Origin of the sequence: Microbacterium ureisolvens, assembly GCF_015278315.1 — a bacterium.
GTDB classification, from domain to species: Bacteria; Actinomycetota; Actinomycetes; order Actinomycetales; family Microbacteriaceae; genus Microbacterium; species Microbacterium ureisolvens.
The window spans coordinates 93,259-112,055 of sequence record NZ_JADIJE010000011.1 but is presented as its reverse complement, the minus strand read 5'-3'; the positions used below and the strand labels follow the sequence as shown (position 1 = coordinate 112,055).

The window sequence follows — 18,797 nt, the reverse complement described above, 5'->3', positions numbered from 1 at the left end:
AATCCCACTGTCCGGAAGGAACCGGACGATGAGGTTCTGGCTGGGCGGATACACCGCCGACATGGACGGCAGCGCGACCGGACTCGGGATGCTGCTCGCGGGCGCCGCCGACGACGGCTCGGCGGGCGGCGCACTGGCGTTCGCGGGCGACGTCGCGGCGACCGATTCGCCGTCGTGGCTCGCGGCGCATCCCGGATCGGCGAGCCTGTCGAAGGGCGACGTCGTGTACGCGGCGCTCGAGGCGCGGCAGCAGGTGCAGGCGTTCCGGCGCACCGGCGAGGCGGCGTTCGCCCCGCTCGGCGACCCGGTGCCCGCCGGTGAGGCGGTCTGCCACGTCGCCGTCTCGCCCGACGGCCGCTTCCTCGTGGCCGGCTGCTGGGGCGACGGCCGGGTGGTGCGGATGGACCTGGATGCCGCGGGCCGGCCTTCATCGCCTGCCATCGCCGCCGCGGCGGCCGATCCCTATGGCCCCGAGGCGGCCGCATCCGCATCCGCCGCCGGCGACCTGGACCTCGCGGCAGCTGCGCGCGCGCTCCGAGAGGCGGCCGGCACGGAGTTCGCCCACCTGGTGCCCGACCACGATCAGGACGCTCCGGCGCCGACCGACAGTGCCGAGGAGGAGGCGCGCCCGTCCCGCGCGCATCAGGCGGTGTTCCTGCCGGGCGGGCTCATCGCGACGACCGATCTCGGCCTCGATCTGGTGCGGTTCTGGCGCGACGGCGGCCGGGGGCTGCGACTCGTGCAGGAGGTGGCGCTGCCCAAGGGCAGCGGTCCGCGCCACATGGTGTGGCACCCGAGCGGCCACCTCTACGTCGTGACCGAGCTGTCGTGCGAGCTGTTCGTGCTGGCGCCCTCGGCACCCGCGAGCGGCTCGGGCGCCGAGGTCTGGCGGCTCGTCGGCGGCACCCCGCTCGGCGCCGGAACGCTGCCCGGCGACAGCGCCGCGGAGCTCGCCGCCTCGCGCGACGGGGAGTTCCTCTACGCGGGCGTGCGCGGCAGCAACACGATCGCGACCCTGCGGGTGCGCGGCGCGGGCGAGTCCGTCGCGCCGGTCGCCCTCGTCGATGCGGGCGTGGACTGGCCGCGCCACCACGTGGTGGTCCGCGACATCCTGCTGGTCGCCGGCCAGCGCTCCGACGAGGTCGCCTCGCTGACGCTGGACGTGCGCACCGGCGTGCCCGGCCGGGTGCGCCATCGCACCGCCGCGCCGGCCCCCACCTGCCTCCTGCCCGTGCGCTAGCCGCGCATGCGCGCAACGTCCGGGCGTCCCTGCCCGGTTGTATAGCCTGGTCGGGGTCGGAAAGGCGGCAATGAGTTCGAACACGACGCTGAGCGGCGCCGCGCGCAGCCGGCTGCTCACCTTCAACGCCTTCGTGTGGACCATCGGGCTCGTCATGGTCGCCCTGATCGGCGGCGCCACTCTCGCGGAGGCGGGAGACGAGGCGACCTCGAACGACGACTACGCCCTGGAGCCGTGGCAGAACCCCGACCCGCCCGTCGCCGAAGACGAGGGCGACCGCGTGTACAGCGGTGTCGACGGCGCCATGATCCGGCTCGAGGGACTCGATCCCGCCCAGCCGCTGCTCATCACCGAGCTCGACGACACGTATGTCGGGCGGGTCGCGGTCACGGGACCCGGCGGTGAGACCCTCGTCGAGGGCCCGTACGGCGATCCCGCCGAATTCGAGACGTACGCGGCCACCGAAGGACTGTGGGTGCTCGTGCCGCAGCCCGACGTCGAGCTGTGGATCGACGGCTTCCGCGACGAGCGGTGGCGGCTGCAGATCACGACGCCGCCCGTCGAGACCCGCTCCGGCACCGTCAGCGGCTTCGGCTCCACGGCGTTCCTGGTCGAGGGCGGCGCCACCACGGCACGCGTGAGCAGCCGCGGCGAGGGCCGCGTGACCATCGAGACGGTCACCACCGCCGGCGTCACCGAGATCTTCAGCGAGTACGACCCGACCGACCGCTCGATCGCGTGGGAGGACGGCGACCTCGTGCTGTTCGCCATCGACGCGTGGGACGAGGCCGGCTGGACGATCACCTTCACAGAGCCGGTGGCCCCGACGACCGCTCCGACCCCGAGCGCCCCGACCCCGACGCCCGGCGAGCCGACGCCGACGCAGACGGAGGCCGGTCCGTGACCGGGGGTGCCGAGCGCATCCGGCGGTTCTCGGTCGCGACGTGGATCCTCGGGACGATCGTCGTCTCGGTCATCGCGTTCTTCGTGCTGCCCCAGGTCGCCGTGAACCCGCTGACCGGCGACGTCTACGTGGACGACGCCGCCCCTGCAGACGGTGACTATCCGTGGCTCGCCGACGATCCGCAGGAGTACGAGGTCGTCGACGGCGAGCTGCGCGGCACCCCCGAGGGCGGCTTCCTGCGCCTGGACGCGAACTCCGACATGCTCATGTTCACCAACCCCGAGAGCGCCGAGGCCGACTGGGTGTCGGTGTACCAGCAGACCGGGGTCGAGTTCGACGTCGAGTCCGACGAATGGGAGCCCCCGGGGTACCTCGGCTCGCTCTACCCGGACGGCGACGTGCTCGTGCTCCCTGCCGCTGAGGACGGCCTGGTCTGGTTCGGAGAGTCGCTGACCGACTGGACCGCCACCGTCACGAAGCCGGAGGTCGTGCCCATGGGCGAGACCGCTTCGGGCCAGGGCAACGCGGTGCTGATGTACGAGGGCGACGCGCTCAGCGGCCGGTTCCAGCACACCGGCTCCGGGCTGTTCCTCGTCGCCGCCGTCACGGTCGGCGGATGGGACTCGCTGGTCAACGAGTTCGACGAGGTCGACGTGCGCGCGTCGTGGGAGCCGACCGACCGCGTCGTCTTCCAGGTCGACGCCACCGGCGACGGCACGTGGACCATCACCCTCGACACGCCCGCGGGCGACCCCGCCCCGACGACCACCCCGACCCCCACGCCGACGCAATGACGCGGCATCCGTTCGAGAAGGAGCTGACGTGACGTTCGCCGACACTCTCACCGAGGCGTTCAAGGCGCGCCTGCCGCTGCTGTACATCGAGACCGATGAGGAGGTCCGCGCGATCGGGGCGATCTCGGACGCCGCCGAGTCGCAGCGGCACCCCCGGGCGCTGTGGACGTGGACGGCGGCGCTCGGTCTCGTCGGCCCCGACGGCAAGTCGGTCGGCAACACGGCGAACCCGGCCCGGGCGCTGCAGCACGTCGCCGGCGTGGACACCCCGAGCGTGTTCGTCTTCTGCGACCTGCACGCGTACTTCGGCGGCGAGCACCGCGCGGGCGACCCCGCCCTGGTGCGCACCGTGCGCGAGACGGCCCTGGAGTTCCGCCACGGCGACGTGTCGCGCACGCTCGTGGTGACGGCCCCCGTGCGGGTGATCCCGCCCGAGCTCGACGAGGTCACGCACCTCCTGGACTTCCCGCTGCCCACGGCCGCCGAGATCCGCGAGCTCCTCGAGACGATGATCGACAACAACGCCTCCGGCGGCGGCCGGATCCGCGTGGATGCCGACGACAAGGCTCGCGACCAGCTCGTCCACGCCGCGCTCGGCCTGTCGATGGCCGAGGCCGAGAACGCGTTCGCGCGGGCGATGGTCAACGACGGCCGCCTGTCGGCGCAGGACGTGCCGATCGTGCTCGACGAGAAGCGCCAGGTGGTGCGCAAGTCGGGGGTGCTCGAGTTCGTGCCTTCCGAGATCGACCTCGACGACGTCGGTGGACTCAACAACCTCAAGCGCTGGCTGTCGCGCCGCGACGGCTCGTGGCTGGGCAGCGCCCGCGAGTACGGCCTGCCGGCGCCCAAGGGCGTCCTCATCACCGGCATCCCCGGCTGCGGCAAGTCCCTGACGGCGAAGGCCACCGCCGCGTCGTGGGGCCTTCCCCTCCTGCGCCTGGACATCGGCCGCATCTTCTCGGGACTCGTCGGCTCGAGCGAGCAGAATCTCCGCACGGCGATCGCGACCGCCGAGGCCGTCGCGCCGTGCGTGCTGTGGGTCGACGAGATCGAGAAGGGCTTCTCCAACACGACCGGGCAGGGCGACTCGGGCACCACCGCCCGCGTCTTCGGCACGTTCCTCACCTGGATGCAGGAGAAGCGGCACCCCGTCTTCGTCGTGGCGACCGCGAACAACATCGACGCCCTGCCGCCGGAGTTCCTGCGCAAGGGGCGCTTCGACGAGATCTTCTTCGTCGACCTGCCCACCGCACATGAGCGCGAGGCGATCTGGCGCATCCAGCTGGCCTCCCGCGCCACCTCGGCCAACGGGCTCGACACGGTGGTCTCGGACGACTCGGCGGTCGCCGCGCTCGTCGCCGCGAGCGAGAACCACTCCGGCGCAGAGATCGAGCAGTCGGTCGTGTCGGCCCTGTACGAGGGGTTCAGCGCCGGGGGCGAGGTGACCGCCGACACCGTGCGGCAGGTCGTGGATACGATGATCCCGCTCGCGGTGACCCAGGCCGAAGAGGTGCAGCGCATCCGCGCCTGGGCGACGGAGCGCGCGGTGCGCGCCACCGGCACCGAGGACTTCGACACGGCCGAGCTGAGCGGCGCCGTCACCGAGGGTGCGCTCTCGTCGCGTCGCGGCGGCCGCACGGTCGACTACTGAGCGCCGGTGCGGAACGGGACGGAAGGAAGGGCGGATCATGGCCAAGCAGCTCGTGGTGAGGCTTCGCGCCGACGGCACCGTCGACGCCGAGACCATCGGCATGCACGGACCGGAGTGCCTCGACCACATCGAGGCGCTGGAGGCCCTCCTGGACGCCGAGACGGTCTCGTCGCGCTTCACCGAGGACTACACCACCGCGTCCGTGCAGAGCACGACGGCGATCGAGACCGAGCAGTCGGACGGCCTGCGGTGACGGTCGTCGTCGCGCAGGCGCCGGGGCGCGGGGGCGGGGACTCGCTCCTCGGCACCGTGGCGCCCGCGCGCCCGGATGCCGCTGACGTGCGCTGGTCGCGGTTCCTCCCGGCGACCGAGGCCGAAGGCCCGGGCAGGAGGGCGGCCGTGTGGCTGCAGGGGTGCGCGGTGCGCTGCCCCGAGTGCTTCAACCCGCAGCTGTGGGCGGAGCGGGGCGGGCGCCTCACCGAGGTGACCGCGACGGCGGCCGAGTGGCTCGAGCAGGCGACGGCGGCGGGGGCCGAGGGCCTCACGCTGCTCGGCGGCGAGCCGTTCGATCAGGCCGGGGCCGCGGCATCCGTCGCCCGCGTCTTCCGCGAGGCGGGCCTGGGCGTCATGACGTTCACCGGGTACCCGCTCGATCGGCTCCTAGCCTGGGCCGCCGCCGGCCGCGACGACATCGCGGCGCTGCTGGAGGCCACCGACCTGCTGTGCGACGGGCCGTACCTGCGCCACCTCCCCGACGCGCGCCGCCCGTGGGTGGGCTCGCGCAACCAGGGCATCCGCGCGCTGAGCGGGCGGTACGCGGCGGAGGTGCGCGACATCGCCGCGCGGGGCGCAGGCGACCGGCTCGAGGTGCGGATCGACCGCGATGGCGTCGTCGCGGTGAACGGATGGGCGACGGATGCCGCGATCGCCGCCCTGCTGGACGACCTGGGCCCGCGTGCCGACAGCCCCGCACAGGTGGCCGCGGACGCACGAACGAGAGCGGAGGCCGCGCGATGAGCGTGTCGCTGATCCTGATCCCCGCGGCGCTGGCCGCCGTCACCGCGATCTCGGCGGCGGGCGGCATCGGCGCCCTCACGCAGCTCGGCGGCGCGAGCGAGGACGACCGCGCCGAGACCGGCGCCGTCGACGACGGAGGTGCGCGCCCGATCTCGGTGCGCACCCGCATGAAGGATCCCGACCTCCTCGGCGACGCGCTCCGCGACATCGGCGCGAGCGAGGTCGCGCTCGGCGGCGACCGGCTCACCGCGGTGATCGACGGCGTCGAGCTCGAGATGGCGCGCTCCGACGAGGGCGTGTGGGCGGCGCACTTCCGCCGGGCCGACGGGCGGGAACTGGCCGAGACAGATGCCGCAGCCCTCGTCGAGCGCCTCGACGCGGCTTACGCGCTGCGCGTGCAGCAGACCGTGGCGGCGCGGATCCGCGAGCGCGCGGCATCCGCCGGCTTCGAGCTCGTCTCGGAGACGCGCGACGACCAGGACACCGTCACGATGGTGCTCGATGTGAAGGACTACGCATGACGAGCTCCGCACGGGCCGCCGCCGCGACCGACGCCCCGAGCATCGGGTGGCTCCTCGGGATGAGCTCGTGGATGCTGCTCACCGTCATCCCCGGGCCGATCCTCACGTGGCTCGGGTTCGCGATCATCGGCGTCGCCTCGCGCAGCCGCCGGCTCATCATCCTCGGGGTGGTGTGGGGTGCCGCCGCGCTCCTGGCGAGCTTCGAGCTGTGGGGGCAGTGGCAGCCGCTGGTGCGCGCGATCGTGTATCTCGCCGGCATGGTCGTCGCGCTCGCCGTGAACCCGGGGTGGCTGCGGACGATGTGGCAGCGCCGTCTCGAGCGCACCGGTCAGGCGTCGGCGGCCTCCCGCACACGCGAGGCGACGTGGCACCGGGCATCCGGTGCGAAAGCCTCAGGCACCGGCGAAGCCGCCCCGGCGAAGAAGCCCGCACGCCGATCCCGCCGGCAGCGCAACGCAGCCGCCGCCGCGGCGGCTGCCCAGCGCGCATCGGCCGCCGACGAAGCGGCGAAGGCTAAGGCTGCCGGTGCCGCCGCGTCCGCGAATGCCGACGCGCTCGCGGATGCGGTCGGCGCGTCCAGCGACGACCTCGTCGCGGCCGAGGCGGCGACCGAGCCGATCGACGTCAACACCGCCCCCGCCGCCGAGCTCGAGAAGCTGCCGGGCATGACGCGCTCGCGCGCCCGCCGCGCCGTCAAGGAGCGCGACGCGCAGGGCGGCTTCACCTCGGTCGAGGACTTCGGCGAGACCGTCGGCCTCCAGCCCCACGAGATCGTGCGGCTGCGCCCGGTCGCCATCTGCTCCCCGCGGCCGCGGGGCGAGCGGCGCTTCGGCCGCCGCGTCGACTACTGAGCGCAGACGGATGCCTCGCCCCGAGGCATCCGTCTTCCCTCCGTCACCTCGCCGCGAGGCCCGTCAGATCTTGGCATCCTGCTTGGGGATGAAGACCTGCTTGATGATCAGCAGGATCGACGCGGTGACCGGGATCGCCACCAGGGCGCCGAGGAGCCCCAGCAGCGTGCCGCCGACCATCGCGCCGATCACGACGAGGGCGCCCGGCACCGAGATGGCCTTGTTCATCACCTTCGGCGTCAGCACGTACGCCTCGAGCTGCATGTAGATCAGGTAGATCACCGCGAAGATCAGCGCGGGCACCCAGCCGGTGAAGAGGGCGAGCGTCGTCGCGGTGAGCCAGTAGAGCACCGATCCGATGAGCGGGATCAGCGTGATGAGGAACGCCAGCACGCCCATGAGCGCCGGGAACGGCAGCCCCAAGAAGAGGTGCAGCAGGAAGGCGACGACGGAGTTGCAGAACGCGAGCACCACCATGCCCATGAGGTACGCGCCGATGGAGTCCGTGATCTGGTCGGTCATCGCGGCGGCCTTCTTGCGGTTGCGCGCGGCGACGAAGCGGTTGAAGGCGACCTTCATCGCGGGCAGCCCCGCCAGGAAGTACAGGCTCAGCACGAGCACGATGATCAGGCCCGAGATCGTGGTGCCGACGTTGATCGCGAAGTTCACGACGCCGCCCCCGATGGCCGCGATGTTCGCCGGGTTGGTCAGGAACTTCTCGACCTGGTCGGTGATGGCGCCGACCTGGCTGCCGAAGGTCGAGCTGAGCCACGCGTAGAAGTCGGAGGACTGGAACTCGTCGACGGTGGTCGGCAGGTCGCTGAAGAAGGCGGTGATCTGCTTCACGAGGACCGGCACCACCAGCAGCATGACACCCGTGAAGACCAGGGCGAACGCGGTGTACACGATCACGATCGCCCACGGCCGCGAGACGCTGTGGCGTCCGAACCACCGCACCACCGGGTCGAGCCCGAGGGCGGCGAACAGCGCGAAGACGACGTAGATGATGATGGTCGACAGGTTCCAGAACGCCAAGCCCAGCGCGATCGCCGCGAGACCGCCGAGCGTCAGCACCAGCCCCAGCCGGAACGGGCTGTTGAGGTTCGCCCAGAACGTCTTGCCCGCGGGCGCCTCGCCCGTGAACACGGGTGCCGCCTCCGCCCCGCTCACCGGCGTCGCCGCGCTCGCCGCGGGTCCGCTCGAGGCGTCGGCGTCGCGGGCCACCGGCTGACTGTCGGTGCCGGCCGTCGCGGGCGCGGAGAGGGGTTCGGCCGTCTCGGCTGCGGTGGCGCCGAGCGAGGGCGAGGTGTCGGTCATGGGTCACACTCTAGGGCCGGCGCCGGGGGCGGGCCCAGAGGTGTGGTGGCCCGCGCGCTGCGGCCGGAGGACGCGGGCACCGGCGGGCGGGCGGGGCGTCACAGCCGCCGGGGGCCCGGGGCTGCTCGGGTATCGTCGAGGGGCGAGGAGGAGCCATGACCGAAGACCCCACGACGACGCTGACGCGGCTGCGCAGCAGCATCGACAACATCGACGCCGCGCTGATGTACCTGCTCGCCGAGCGCTTCAAGGCGACGAAGCAGGTCGGTCACCTCAAGGCCGAGCACGGCATGCCGCCCTCCGACCCCGCCCGCGAGGAGCAGCAGGTCGCGCGCCTGCGCAGCCTCGCCGAGCAGGCCGACCTCGACCCCGCGTTCGCCGAGAAGTGGTTCAACTTCGTCGTCGCCGAGGTCATCCGCCACCACGAGGTGCTGCGCGAGAGCAACGGGGCCTCAGAACGCTGACCCTGAGGCCATAGACACACGGATGCCTCGGCCCGGCGCGATCGCCGGGTCGAGGCATCCGCTCTTCCGGAGCCGAAGCCTGACCCCGGGACCTTCGGTCAGGGCACCGCCCTCCGGAGCGTGAGGTACGAGATCACGCCGAGCACGAGGGTCAGCACCAGGCCCCACGCCGCAAGACCCACGGCGCCGAGGTCGACCAGCGCCGTGACCACCTCGGGCCACCACTCGAAGCGGGTGATCGCCCAGATGGCGACGAGCAGCAGCACGCCGACGCCGATCCAGATGCTCGTCAGCAGCACGGCTCCGAACCGCTTGTAGACCGTCGCCGACCAGAACCCGAGCATGAAGATGAGCATCGCCATCACGAAGTAGAAGAAGGCGGCGCCCAGCGCCCCGTCCTGGACGACCCAGTCCAGCGCGAAGAAGTACCCGTTGATGCCCCAGCCGTTCGTCCAGTCCTCGATCATGCCCCCGATGGCGAAGACCGCGGCCAGCAGCACGGCGCACATGGCCGCGGCGAGCATCGTGCCGAGGAAGAACTCCCGGCGCGTGACGCTCATCGCCTGGGAGAACGGGAAGGTGAGCGTCAGCGACGAGATGCCGACGAACAGCAGCACCCACAGCGGGGCCTGGGAGCCGCCGCCGTAGAACGGACCCTCGAGCCCGGAGCTCTTGAGGATGGCATAGATCGCGATCGACATCGCGAACGAGGCGCCGAGCACGATCAGCGGCACCCAGACGAACGTCTGCTTGTTGATCAGCTGCATGCGCACGACGTTGACGGTGCGGTTCATCGCAGTGCTCCTTCCTCGGAGGCGGCGGACTCCCGGACGGCGGCGCCCGAGGAGGGGGAATCGGATGCCGCGTGCTGCGTCGTGCGGACGATCAGCTGCTGCAGCGAGACCGGGGCGACATCCAGGCCCGCCTCGGCGAGCCGTGCGCGGTCGGCCGACGTGAGGCTGCCCAGTACGGTGACGGATGCGACCCGCCCGAGCGATTCGCGATGGATCACCTCGCGGCCGGCGACGAATGCGTCGACCGCCGCCACATCGCCCACGATGTTGGCCGCCCGGTCGCGGAGGGCGTCCGTGGTCTCGTCGATCAGGATGCGCCCGCGGTCGATGACGAGCACCCGCTCGATCAGGTTCGACACCTCGTCGATCAGATGGCTCGAGAGGATGATCGTGCGCGGGTGGGCGACGTAGTCCTCGAGCAGCCGGTCGTAGAAGATCTGGCGTGCGACGGCGTCCAGGCCCAGGTACGGCTCGTCGAAGAACGTGATCTCGGCGCGCGAGGCGATGCCGATGATCACGCCGACCGCCGACAGCTGACCGCGCGACAGCTTCTTGATGCGCGTCTTCATCGGCAGCTGGAAGTCCTCGATGAGCTGGGTGGCCAGCTCGTCGTCCCAGTTCGGGAAGAACAGCTTCGCCGTGCCGAACGCGTGCTTGGGCAGCGCGTCGTCGGGGTATTTCTGGCTCTCGCGCACGAAGCACATGCGTGAGAGCACCTTGGCGTTCTCGTACGGATGCATGCCGTACACGCGCACGTCGCCGCTGGTGGCGAAGTTCTGTGCGGTGAGGATCGACATGACGGTCGTCTTGCCGGCTCCGTTGCGGCCGAGCAGGCCGTAGATGGTGTCCTTCTCGATCGTGAAGCTCACGTCGTCCACCGCGACGACGTCGCGGTAGCGCTTGGTGAGGTTCTCCACCTCGATGACGTGCGTCCCGGTCGTCATCGTGCGTTCCCTTCTGTGGTGGCGGCCTGCGCCGTGGCGCGGTCGCGGATGAGCACTGCCAGGTCATCGGGCCCGAGCCCGAGCTTGCGGGCCTCGGCGAGCAGCGGCTCGACGAAGCGGTCGGCGAAGGCGGTGCGGCGCTCGCTCATGAGGCGCTCGCGCGCGCCGGGCGCCACGAACATCCCGATGCCACGGCGCTTGTACAGCACGCCCTTGTCGGTGAGCATCGCGACTCCCTTCGCAGCGGTGGCGGGGTTGATCCGGTAGAAGGCGGCGAGCTCGTTCGTCGATGGAGCCTGAGACTCCTCGGCCAAGGAGCCGTCGATGATCGCGTCCTCCACGCTCTCGGCGATCTGGAGGAACAGCGCCCTGCCTTCTTCGATCACAGCCACCCCCGTGTATTGGTTAGTTACTTGACTAAGTAACCATGGAACTTCGTCGACGTCAACCCCCGTTATTGCCGGCCGGTCTCGTGACGGCCCTCGGCGCGCCGAGCCGTGTTATCACGCGTGCGCGACCTACCGAAGTGACCCGTGGCTGTCGAATTTGCCCGGTCCGCTGCCCCGTGAAACGGTGGATCAGGCCCTCGAGGGGGCCATCCCGACCAGTCCGCGGTCGCGGGTGTCGTCCCTGGGGCGTCAGACCGGCGAGCGTACGGTCGGCGGCCGCGGCGCGGATCGGACATCCGCTGCGGGTGCGGCCGCGACCCGGGCGCAACCGCTGCAGCTCCTGCACGGACGCTGCCGAGGTGCACAGTGACGCTTCCTCCCGCCATCGAGGCGAAGAACCTCTTCAAGGTCTACGGACGCCATCCCCGCGACGCGATGCGGCGCCTCCGCGCCGGCGCGACGCGCGCCGAGGTCGCCGACGCGGGCTCTGCCGCCGTCATCGACGCGAGCTTCACGGTCCAGCCCGGCGAGATCTTCGTCATCATGGGTCTCTCGGGCTCGGGCAAGTCCACCGTCATCCGCATGCTCAACGGACTGCTCCCGCCCACGGCGGGCGACGTGCTCGTTCAGGGCACGAGCGTCGTCAAGGCGTCCGCGAAGGAGCTGCGCGGCATCCGTCAGCGCTCCATCTCGATGGTGTTCCAGCACTTCGCGCTGCTGCCGCACCTGTCGGTGCTCGACAACGCCGCCTACGCGCTGGAGATCCAGGGCGTCGGTCGCGACGAGCGCCGTGCGCGCGCCCGCGAGATCCTCGACCGGGTGGGTCTCGGCGACCGCGCCGACGCCATGCCCGACGAGCTGTCCGGCGGCATGCGCCAGCGCGTCGGCCTGGCCCGCGCGCTGACCGCGGGCACCGACATCCTGCTGATGGACGAGGCGTTCTCGGCCCTCGACCCGCTCATCCGTCGCGAGATGCAGGAGCAGCTGGTCGAGCTGCAGCGCGAGCTCGGCCGCACCATCGTGTTCATCACGCACGACCTCAACGAGGCCATGTTCCTCGGCGACCGCATCGCGGTGATGCGCGACGGCCGGATCGTGCAGAACGGCACACCGGAGGAGATCCTCACCGACCCCGCCAACGACTACGTGGCGCAGTTCGTGCAGGACGTCGACCGCGCGCGCGTGCTCACCGCCGGCTCGGTGATGGCTCCGCCCGCCGCCACGACGCCGGTGAGCGCCGGCGTGCGCGGCGCCCTCCGCGTGATGCGCGACCTCCAGGTGGGCGCGGTGTCGGTCATCGAGAACCGCCGCTTCCTCGGGACGGTCACCGATCGCGCCGTCATCCGCGCGGTCAAGGACAGCCGCACCGACCTGCGGTCTCTGGTGCGGTCCGGCCGGCCCGCGGTGCACGTCGACGACCCGCTCACCGGCGTGGTCGAGCGCGCGGTCGAGAGCCCGCTGCCGGTCGCCGTCGTGGACGACGCGGGGCGCCTGGTCGGCACGATCCCGCGCGTGACGCTGCTCGCGGCGCTCGGCGACGTGCCGCCGGTCACCCGCGAGAACCCCGTCATCGACCTGCCGGCCTCGGTGCCGGCGAGCGAGATCGCGCAGACGCTCGCCGTCGTCGAGGAGCCGGGTGCGGCCACCGGGCCGGCCGGCCGCGCGGCGCCGCCCAGCCGCCTCGCCCCCGAGGGACCGCGCGCGATGGAAGGAGCCTCCCGATGAACGACCTCTTCCGCCTCCCGCTCGGCGACGTCGTCGAGACCGCGGTCCGCTGGGTGATCGATGTGTTCGGCGCCTTCTTCGACGTCGTGTCGGTGATCTTCCGCGGCCTCTACGACTGGCTGGACGCGTCGCTGTCCACCCCGCCGTTCTGGGCGGTCATCCTCGTGATCGCCGCGTTCGCATACTGGTCGAAGGGGCTGGTGCTCGCCCTCGGCAGCGCCGCGGGCCTCCTGGTGATCGTCGCGGTCGGCCAATGGTCCAACGCCATGGACTCGCTGGCCCTGGTGATCCTCGCCGCGGTCGTGGCGATCGCGATCGCCGTGCCATTGGGCATCTGGGCCGCGCGCAGCGACCGCGTCTCGGCGGTGCTGCGGCCGGTGCTCGACTTCCTGCAGACGATGCCCGCCTTCGTCTACCTGATCCCGGCGATGCTGATCTTCGGCGTGGGTCCGGTGCCCGGCATGGTCGCGACGATCGCGTTCGCGCTCGCCCCGGGCGTGCGCCTCACCGAGCTCGGCATCCGCGGCGTCGATCCCGAGATCGTCGAGGCCGGGCACGCCTTCGGCGCCTCGCCCGCCCGCATCCTGCGCCAGATCCAGCTTCCGCTGGCGCTCCCCAGCATCATGGCCGGTGTCAACCAGGTCATCATGCTGAGCCTGTCTATGGTCGTCATCGCCGGCATGGTCGGCGCCGGCGGCCTCGGTGGCGCCGTCGTGCAGAGCCTCAGCCGCATCGACATCGGCCTCGGCGTCGAGGCGGGCCTGTCGGTCGTCATCCTCGCGATGATCCTCGACCGCATCACCTCGGGCTTCTCGCAGCCGCGCACGCGCACCGCGCGGCCTTCGCCGAAGAGCGGGGAGACGGATGCCGCGACCCCCGCGGCGACCCCGGAGCCTGCGGCGCCCCGCGCGTCGGCCGACGCCGAGGGCGCGGCATCCGCTCCCGACGCCCCGGCCGAGCGGCCCGAGCCCGTCCACGCCTGAACGACCGGAGAGGATCCGACATGACCAAGGCACGCATCATCGCCGGCGGGCTGGCGCTCGCCGGAACCGCCGCGCTGCTCGTGAACGGTGCTCTCGTGCAGGGCGGCGTCGGCGGCGACGACAAAGGCCACCTGCGGATCGCGGTCTTCAACGGCTGGGACGAGGGCATCGCCGCGTCGGAGCTGTGGAAGGCCGTGCTCGAGGACGAGGGGTACACCGTCGAGCTGGCCTATGCCGACCCCGCGGCGGCGTACACCGGCATCGCGAACGGCGACTACGACCTGACGCTCGACACCTGGCTGCCGCTCACGCACGCCGACTACATGGAGACGTACGGCGACGACCTCGTCGACCTCGGCGCCTGGAACGACGAGGCCAAGCTCACGATCGCCGTGAACGAGGACGCGCCCATCGACTCGCTCGACGAGCTCGCCGCGAACGCCGACGTGTTCGGCAACCGGCTCGTCGGCATCGAGGCGGGGTCGGGCCTCGTGACGGTGACGCAGGAGGCCGTCATCCCCGGCTACGGCCTCGAGGGCATGGAGTTCCTCACCTCGTCGACGCCCGCGATGCTCACCGAGCTGCAGGCGGCGACGGATGCCGGACGCGACGTCGCCGTCACCCTCTGGCGCCCGCACTGGGCCTACAACGCGTTCCCGCTGAAGGACCTCGAGGACCCGCAGGGTCTGCTCGGGGAGGCCGAGGGCATCCACACCGTGACGTCGACCGCTTTCGCGGAGGACTTCCCGGAGGTGGCGGAGTGGCTCGAGGCGTTCCGCATGGACAACGAGCTGCTGTACTCGCTCGAGGACGCGATGTTCGGCGCCTACGACGGCGACGACTACGCACCCGTGGTCGCGGACTGGATCGAGGAGAACCGCGACTGGGTCGACACCCTCACCCGCTGAGTCCGCGGCCTGCGCTGACCCGGGCTCTGTCCCTGCGATGTCCGGACTTCGCGGGCTCGGGGGCGGGGATGCTGTGTTGTCCGGACTCGCGGGTCGGGGAGGGTGGATGCGCAGCCACCGCCGGACGGCGGCGGGCGGATACGCCCCGCCGTCCGGGTCGGTCCGGCAATAGGGTGTGGGCATGACGGTCGCATTCGTCCTGGGCGGTGGTGGCGTGCGCGGGGCGGTCGAGATCGGCATGCTCCAGGCGCTGCTGGAGTCCGGCATCCGTCCCGATCTCGTCGTCGGCACGTCGATCGGCGCGATCAACGGCGCGCTGGTGGCGAGCGACCCGACGCCGTCGGTGATCGATGCGCTTCTGAAGGCGTGGACATCGCCCGAGGCGAACGCCGTGTACGGCGACTCGCTGTTCACCCAGTTCACACGGCTCGTCAAGACGAAGACGCACCTCAACTCGCCCCTGCCGCTGCGGCACCTGCTCGAGCGCGCGCTCGGCGCCGACACCCGGTTCGAAGACCTGCCGGTGCGCCTGCGCGTCGTGGCCGCGAGCATCGAGCGCGCCGCCGAGCACGTGTTCGAGTCGGGGCCGCTGATCGATGCGATCCTCGCGTCAGCCTCGGTGCCGGGCCTGCTTCCGCCTACCCGGATCGGCGACGAGCACTTCATCGACGGCGGGATCGTCAACTCCATCCCCATCGAGCAGGCCGTCGAGGCCGGGGCCACGACGGTGTTCGTGCTGCAGGTGGGCCGCGTCGAGACCCCGCTCGTCGCCCCGCGTTCGGCCGTGGACACCGCCCGAGTCGCGTTCGAGATCGCCCGGCGTCACCGGTATGCGCGCGACGTCGCGACGCTCCCCGAGGGCGTCGCCCTGCACGTGCTGCCGAGCGGGGGCGGGCTCGAGGGCGACGACTCCCTCATGTCGTACCGCCGGATGAGCACCGTGCGGCGGCGCATCGACCAGGCGTACGAGGCGACCACCGCGTTCCTCGCCGAGCGCGGGCTGGCCACGGGCGCGCTCGTCGAGCGGACAGGCAGCGACAGCGACGACGCGCGCCGGGACGGCGAGCAACCCTGATGTGGATGCCGCCCACCTGGCTGCGCCGCATCGTGCTCGCCCCGCTGGTGATCGTGGCGGCGCTGGTCATGCTGGAGCTGACGCCGGTATGGCTGCTGGTCGCCCTCGCCCTGACCTCGCTCGTGCCGGGCCGATTCCGGTTGCCCCGCCTGCTGTGGCTGGTGACGGTCTACCTGCTGTGGGACGCGATGCTCGTGATCGCGCTGTTCGGGATGTGGATCGGGTCGGGGTTCGGATACGCCCTACGCCGCCCGAGCTTCGTCGCGGCGCATTACCGCCTGGGCGCCTGGGCGCTGGGGCTGCTCTTCTGGGTGCTCGGCGGCGTGCTGCGGATCACGATCACGACCACCGGGTCGGACGACGACAACCGGGCGTTCGGCCGCGAGGCGTTCGAGGCCCTGTTCGCCCCCGGCACGCCGCTCGTGGTCGCGAGCCGCCACGGAGGGCCCGGCGACTCGTTCATCCTCATCGACACGCTCCTCAATGAGGTCGGCCGCGAGCCGCGCATCGTGCTCAAGTACACGCTGCAGTGGGATCCCGCGATCGACATCCTGCTCCACCGGATCCCGGCGCGTTTCATCGTGCCGTCCGGCTTCGGGAAGGGCCGCGCCGGGGGCGGCGCCCGCGTGGAGGAGGCGCTCGCCGACCTCGCCGTCGGGCTCGATGCCGATGACGCGTTCGTGATCTTCCCCGAGGGCGGCCAGGTCAGCCCGTCGCGTCGTCGCGCCCGCATCAAGCGGCTGCGCGACGCCGGCAGGGAGGAGATGGCCGAACGTGCCGAGGCGATGACGCACGTGATGGCCCCCCAGCCCGGCGGCATGCACGCCGCGCTGGAGGCCGCGCCCGACGCCGACGTCGTCTTCATCGCCCACACCGGCCTCGACCGCCTCGCCACGCTGCGCGACGTGTGGCGCGAGCTGCCGATGGACAAGGAGCTCACGATGCGCGCGTGGCGGGTGCCGCGCTCCGAGATCCCGAACGATCTCGACGGCCGCGCCGCGTGGCTCTTCGACTGGTTCGCCCGCATCGACGCGTGGATCGACGCCCATGCCGCGCTCGACCGCCCGGTGACCAGACGGTCGGCTCGGGAGACCTCGCCGATCGAGTAGCGAGGAGCGAACCCGAACCCGAACCGGGGGCCCGGCTGTGGTCAGCGGTGAGGCTTCGGGTGGGTCACCCTACCGGGGGAATCCGGGTTGCCCCGGGACGGCACCGGCCACGTCGCCGTCGGCGGCGAGGTGCTGGGGCGCTTCGGCGTGGGCGTGGGCGCGGGCAGCGGCTCCGGCTCGGGTGCCATGGGCGCGGCGGCCGGCGCCGCACCCGACGCGGCGGGAGCCTCCGCACGAGGCGGGGTCGCGGCATCCGTCGCCGTCGTCGCAGAGGCGACCGGCCCGAGCTCGAGCATCACCTTCTTCTCGAGCACCTCGATGGCTTCGTCCGAGATCGAGATGAGCCCGTCGAGCTCCTCGCGGACGCGACGGTAGGCGAGCTGGCGCTCGGCGGGCGTCGCCGCCTCGTCGATGGCCACAGTCAGCAGCTTCTTCGCCGTCTCGAGGCGCTTGCGCTCGACCTCGGTGAAGCTCGAGTCGCGCAGCCGCCGCGCGTCGCGCTCGGCCACGTCGAAGGCGACCTCGAAGTCGGCGACGGCGTTGCGGTACTCGGCGAGCTGCTCCTTCGACAGGCGGGCCTTCGCCGACGCGGGGCGGAGTCCGTCGGCGATGCGCTTGGCGCGCAGGAACGCCGCGGTGAGCGGCTGGCGCCCGTCGCTCATGGCAGGGAAGGCGATGATCTTCGCGACGTCGAGCTCGTACTCGAGCCAGCGCGCCGTCACCGCGTCGTGGGTCGCGAAGAGGCGCTCGAGCTGCGTCACCTGCGTCTCGCGCGATCCCGATCCGGCCTGCGCGGGAGCGGTCGCCGTCGGCGCGGTGATCGGAGGGAGGGATGCCGCCGCCACGGCCTTGCCCCGCGCAGCGGCCTGCGCGGCCTTCAGCTCCGCCTTCGCGTGCATGACTTCCAGGCGCCGCTTATGGCGCAGGCGCACTCCTCGTTCCCAGGCGTTGCCGACCATGCCGAGCACGCCCATCAAAGGGAAGACGAGCCACCAGAAGTCGCGCGCGAACTCCCAGAACTGTTCCACTCTGTCATGCTAACGGCCGCCCGCACCGCTGTGTCGGGCTCAGGGCACCCTGCCAGCGGGTGGTTCGCCCGTCCGAGGCGGGGGGATCCGCGCGATCAGCGCCGGCAGCCGGTCGGCGATCTCGGCGAGCACCGCGGCGGCCGCCGTCAGCCCCGCAGCGGCCGTGGCGCCGGCCGACGTCGGGCGCGCGGCGCCGGGGACGCCTGCCTGCCGCTCGGCCTCGGCGAACGTCGCCTCGAGATGACGGACGGCGATCCGGTACTCGAGGAACTGCTGCGGCGTCACGCGGTCGCGGAGCGTCGGCCGCATCGCGAGCGCCTCGCGCTGCGCGCGCAGGAAGACGATGGTGGCCGGATGCCGCGGGTCGGTCATCTGCGGATACGCCAGCGCCTTGTCGACGTCGGTCTCGTACGCGAGCCAGCGGGTGTTGACGGCGTCGTGCGCGGCGCAGAGGCGGTCGATCGGCAGCGGGTCCTGCGCGGTCGCCGCACGGTACTGCTCGTAGCCGGCCTTCACGCGCGAACGGCTGGCACGCAGCTCGAGCGACGCGGTCTTCTCGAGCTGCTTCGCCTCCTGGAGCTCGCGGCGTGCGGCCGCCGCCTGGCTGGGCGGCGCCGTCGTGCGCGACTTCGTCGCGAGCATGTCGGCGTGCGCCGTGCGCACGCGCGCCTTGGCCGCGACCAGCTCGCGGTACGCGCGGGACTCCTCGGCGCGAGCGGCGTCGAGTTCGAGCCGCCGTGCGCGGCGGCTGCGCGTCGTCAGGCCGGCATAGGTCGCCGCTCCGGCGCCCGCGGCGGCCGGAGCGATCCACCACCAGCTCGACACGATCAGGAGGATCGGCTCCACGGTGCCATGGTAATCGCGATATAGCGCGGTTGTCGCCGGGAGTCTGCTGACACCCTCACCTCGCGCCCGCCGTGGGCGTCAGCCGAACAGCAGCGCGAAGACGGTCGCGCCGCCGCCGACGAGGATCAGGGCGACGATCGTCACCCACGCGATGATCTTGACGCGGCGCTGCCGGGTGTCGTTGAAACCGCTGTACTCGTCGTCGTCCGCCGCCATGCGACCAGTCTAGGGTCCGCG

21 protein-coding genes are annotated in these 18,797 nt (G+C 72.0%); 14 read left to right on the top strand and 7 right to left on the bottom strand.

The features are described from left to right. Positions 1-28: 28 nt before the first annotated feature. The 8 genes from IM767_RS16290 to IM767_RS16255 all read left to right on the top strand — a co-directional run bounded on the left by IM767_RS16290 (position 29) and on the right by IM767_RS16255 (position 6,978). Entirely contained in the window at positions 29-1,240 is a 1,212-nt protein-coding gene (locus IM767_RS16290; protein ID WP_109208795.1) for a lactonase family protein, read from the top strand. Positions 1,241-1,310: 70 nt separating this feature from the next. Beyond that, positions 1,311-2,144, top strand: a complete 834-nt coding sequence (locus tag IM767_RS16285) for a hypothetical protein (RefSeq protein WP_109208796.1) — start codon at positions 1,311-1,313, stop codon at positions 2,142-2,144. Then, positions 2,141-2,938: a hypothetical protein gene (locus tag IM767_RS16280; RefSeq protein WP_109208797.1), complete on the top strand. Its 798-nt coding sequence runs from the start codon at positions 2,141-2,143 to the stop codon at positions 2,936-2,938. The genes IM767_RS16285 and IM767_RS16280 overlap by 4 nt, the downstream gene beginning before the upstream one ends. A gap of 28 nt (positions 2,939-2,966) precedes the next feature. Next, positions 2,967-4,589 carry an AAA family ATPase gene (locus tag IM767_RS16275; protein ID WP_109208798.1) on the top strand — a complete coding sequence of 541 codons (1,623 nt, stop codon included), beginning with the start codon at positions 2,967-2,969 and terminating at the stop codon, positions 4,587-4,589. A gap of 37 nt (positions 4,590-4,626) precedes the next feature. Continuing rightward, complete coding sequence (locus IM767_RS16270; protein WP_109208799.1) at positions 4,627-4,842, top strand: DUF2997 domain-containing protein; 216 nt, start codon at positions 4,627-4,629, stop codon at positions 4,840-4,842. After that, the gene (locus tag IM767_RS16265; RefSeq protein WP_109208800.1) at positions 4,839-5,606 is read left to right on the top strand and encodes a 4Fe-4S single cluster domain-containing protein; all 768 of its coding nucleotides are present in this window, start codon (positions 4,839-4,841) and stop codon (positions 5,604-5,606) included. Before IM767_RS16270 ends, IM767_RS16265 begins: the two co-directional genes overlap by 4 nt. After that, positions 5,603-6,127 carry a hypothetical protein gene (locus IM767_RS16260; protein WP_109208801.1) on the top strand — a complete coding sequence of 175 codons (525 nt, stop codon included), beginning with the start codon at positions 5,603-5,605 and terminating at the stop codon, positions 6,125-6,127. Before IM767_RS16265 ends, IM767_RS16260 begins: the two co-directional genes overlap by 4 nt. Continuing rightward, entirely contained in the window at positions 6,124-6,978 is an 855-nt protein-coding gene (locus IM767_RS16255) for a ComEA family DNA-binding protein (RefSeq protein ID WP_109208802.1), read from the top strand. Before IM767_RS16260 ends, IM767_RS16255 begins: the two co-directional genes overlap by 4 nt. Before the next feature lie 63 nt (positions 6,979-7,041). Here IM767_RS16255 and IM767_RS16250 read toward each other — a convergent pair whose 3' ends face one another. Further along, complete coding sequence (locus IM767_RS16250) at positions 7,042-8,295, bottom strand: AI-2E family transporter (RefSeq protein ID WP_109208803.1); 1,254 nt, start codon at positions 8,293-8,295, stop codon at positions 7,042-7,044. 155 nt (positions 8,296-8,450) lie between these two features. On the opposite strand from IM767_RS16250, the gene IM767_RS16245 reads away from it, so the two are divergent. Beyond that, positions 8,451-8,759, top strand: a complete 309-nt coding sequence (locus IM767_RS16245) for a chorismate mutase (protein WP_109208804.1) — start codon at positions 8,451-8,453, stop codon at positions 8,757-8,759. 98 nt (positions 8,760-8,857) lie between these two features. Here the strand turns inward: IM767_RS16245 and IM767_RS16240 are convergent, their stop codons facing one another. Genes IM767_RS16240 through IM767_RS16230 form a run of 3 tightly spaced genes read right to left on the bottom strand, consistent with a single transcriptional unit; the run spans position 8,858 to position 10,883 of the window. Beyond that, positions 8,858-9,553, bottom strand: coding sequence for a hypothetical protein (locus IM767_RS16240; RefSeq protein WP_109208805.1), 696 nt, complete (start codon positions 9,551-9,553; stop codon positions 8,858-8,860). Then, positions 9,550-10,497, bottom strand: a complete 948-nt coding sequence (locus IM767_RS16235) for an ABC transporter ATP-binding protein (protein WP_109208806.1) — start codon at positions 10,495-10,497, stop codon at positions 9,550-9,552. The genes IM767_RS16240 and IM767_RS16235 overlap by 4 nt, the downstream gene beginning before the upstream one ends. Continuing rightward, complete coding sequence (locus tag IM767_RS16230; RefSeq protein WP_109208857.1) at positions 10,494-10,883, bottom strand: GntR family transcriptional regulator; 390 nt, start codon at positions 10,881-10,883, stop codon at positions 10,494-10,496. Before IM767_RS16230 ends, IM767_RS16235 begins: the two co-directional genes overlap by 4 nt. Before the next feature lie 369 nt (positions 10,884-11,252). On the opposite strand from IM767_RS16230, the gene IM767_RS16225 reads away from it, so the two are divergent. From IM767_RS16225 to IM767_RS16205, 5 genes are all read left to right on the top strand, one after another. Continuing rightward, positions 11,253-12,611: a quaternary amine ABC transporter ATP-binding protein gene (locus IM767_RS16225; protein ID WP_109208807.1), complete on the top strand. Its 1,359-nt coding sequence runs from the start codon at positions 11,253-11,255 to the stop codon at positions 12,609-12,611. Continuing rightward, a complete protein-coding gene (locus IM767_RS16220; protein WP_109208808.1) occupies positions 12,608-13,594 on the top strand; it encodes an ABC transporter permease in 987 nt (328 codons plus the stop codon). The genes IM767_RS16225 and IM767_RS16220 overlap by 4 nt, the downstream gene beginning before the upstream one ends. Before the next feature lie 20 nt (positions 13,595-13,614). Beyond that, the gene (locus IM767_RS16215) at positions 13,615-14,502 is read left to right on the top strand and encodes a glycine betaine ABC transporter substrate-binding protein (protein ID WP_109208809.1); all 888 of its coding nucleotides are present in this window, start codon (positions 13,615-13,617) and stop codon (positions 14,500-14,502) included. Between the two features lie 181 nt (positions 14,503-14,683). Continuing rightward, positions 14,684-15,577 (top strand): patatin-like phospholipase family protein, encoded by an 894-nt coding sequence (locus tag IM767_RS16210; RefSeq protein ID WP_109208810.1) that lies wholly within the window; start codon positions 14,684-14,686, stop codon positions 15,575-15,577. Positions 15,578-15,582: 5 nt separating this feature from the next. Beyond that, the gene (locus tag IM767_RS16205) at positions 15,583-16,686 is read left to right on the top strand and encodes a 1-acyl-sn-glycerol-3-phosphate acyltransferase (protein WP_239453107.1); all 1,104 of its coding nucleotides are present in this window, start codon (positions 15,583-15,585) and stop codon (positions 16,684-16,686) included. 41 nt (positions 16,687-16,727) lie between these two features. Here the strand turns inward: IM767_RS16205 and IM767_RS16200 are convergent, their stop codons facing one another. The 3 genes from IM767_RS16200 to IM767_RS16190 all read right to left on the bottom strand — a co-directional run bounded on the left by IM767_RS16200 (position 16,728) and on the right by IM767_RS16190 (position 18,776). After that, complete coding sequence (locus IM767_RS16200; RefSeq protein WP_109208812.1) at positions 16,728-17,714, bottom strand: hypothetical protein; 987 nt, start codon at positions 17,712-17,714, stop codon at positions 16,728-16,730. A 39-nt stretch (positions 17,715-17,753) separates the two neighbouring features. Then, on the bottom strand, positions 17,754-18,560 hold the full coding sequence (locus tag IM767_RS16195) for a hypothetical protein (RefSeq protein WP_109208813.1): 807 nt from the start codon (positions 18,558-18,560) through the stop codon (positions 17,754-17,756). Positions 18,561-18,638: 78 nt separating this feature from the next. Further along, complete coding sequence (locus IM767_RS16190) at positions 18,639-18,776, bottom strand: hypothetical protein (protein WP_192633022.1); 138 nt, start codon at positions 18,774-18,776, stop codon at positions 18,639-18,641. Between the last annotated feature and the right edge of the window lie 21 nt (positions 18,777-18,797).

Excerpts from the sequence above, each read along its gene's own strand:
- IM767_RS16220 (WP_109208808.1), top strand. The coding sequence starts at position 12,608 with ATGAACGACCTCTTCCGCCTCCCGCTCGGCGACGTCGTCGAGACCGCG.
- IM767_RS16240 (WP_109208805.1), bottom strand. The coding sequence starts at position 9,553 with ATGAACCGCACCGTCAACGTCGTGCGCATGCAGCTGATCAACAAGCAG.
- IM767_RS16255 (WP_109208802.1), top strand. The coding sequence starts at position 6,124 with ATGACGAGCTCCGCACGGGCCGCCGCCGCGACCGACGCCCCGAGCATC.
- IM767_RS16260 (WP_109208801.1), top strand. The coding sequence starts at position 5,603 with ATGAGCGTGTCGCTGATCCTGATCCCCGCGGCGCTGGCCGCCGTCACC.
- IM767_RS16270 (WP_109208799.1), top strand. The coding sequence starts at position 4,627 with ATGGCCAAGCAGCTCGTGGTGAGGCTTCGCGCCGACGGCACCGTCGAC.
- IM767_RS16235 (WP_109208806.1), bottom strand. The coding sequence starts at position 10,497 with ATGACGACCGGGACGCACGTCATCGAGGTGGAGAACCTCACCAAGCGC.
- IM767_RS16290 (WP_109208795.1), top strand. The coding sequence starts at position 29 with ATGAGGTTCTGGCTGGGCGGATACACCGCCGACATGGACGGCAGCGCG.
- IM767_RS16205 (WP_239453107.1), top strand. The coding sequence starts at position 15,583 with ATGCCGCCCACCTGGCTGCGCCGCATCGTGCTCGCCCCGCTGGTGATC.
- IM767_RS16245 (WP_109208804.1), top strand. The coding sequence starts at position 8,451 with ATGACCGAAGACCCCACGACGACGCTGACGCGGCTGCGCAGCAGCATC.
- IM767_RS16250 (WP_109208803.1), bottom strand. The coding sequence starts at position 8,295 with ATGACCGACACCTCGCCCTCGCTCGGCGCCACCGCAGCCGAGACGGCC.
- IM767_RS16210 (WP_109208810.1), top strand. The coding sequence starts at position 14,684 with ATGACGGTCGCATTCGTCCTGGGCGGTGGTGGCGTGCGCGGGGCGGTC.
- IM767_RS16215 (WP_109208809.1), top strand. The coding sequence starts at position 13,615 with ATGACCAAGGCACGCATCATCGCCGGCGGGCTGGCGCTCGCCGGAACC.
- IM767_RS16285 (WP_109208796.1), top strand. The coding sequence starts at position 1,311 with ATGAGTTCGAACACGACGCTGAGCGGCGCCGCGCGCAGCCGGCTGCTC.
- IM767_RS16190 (WP_192633022.1), bottom strand. The coding sequence starts at position 18,776 with ATGGCGGCGGACGACGACGAGTACAGCGGTTTCAACGACACCCGGCAG.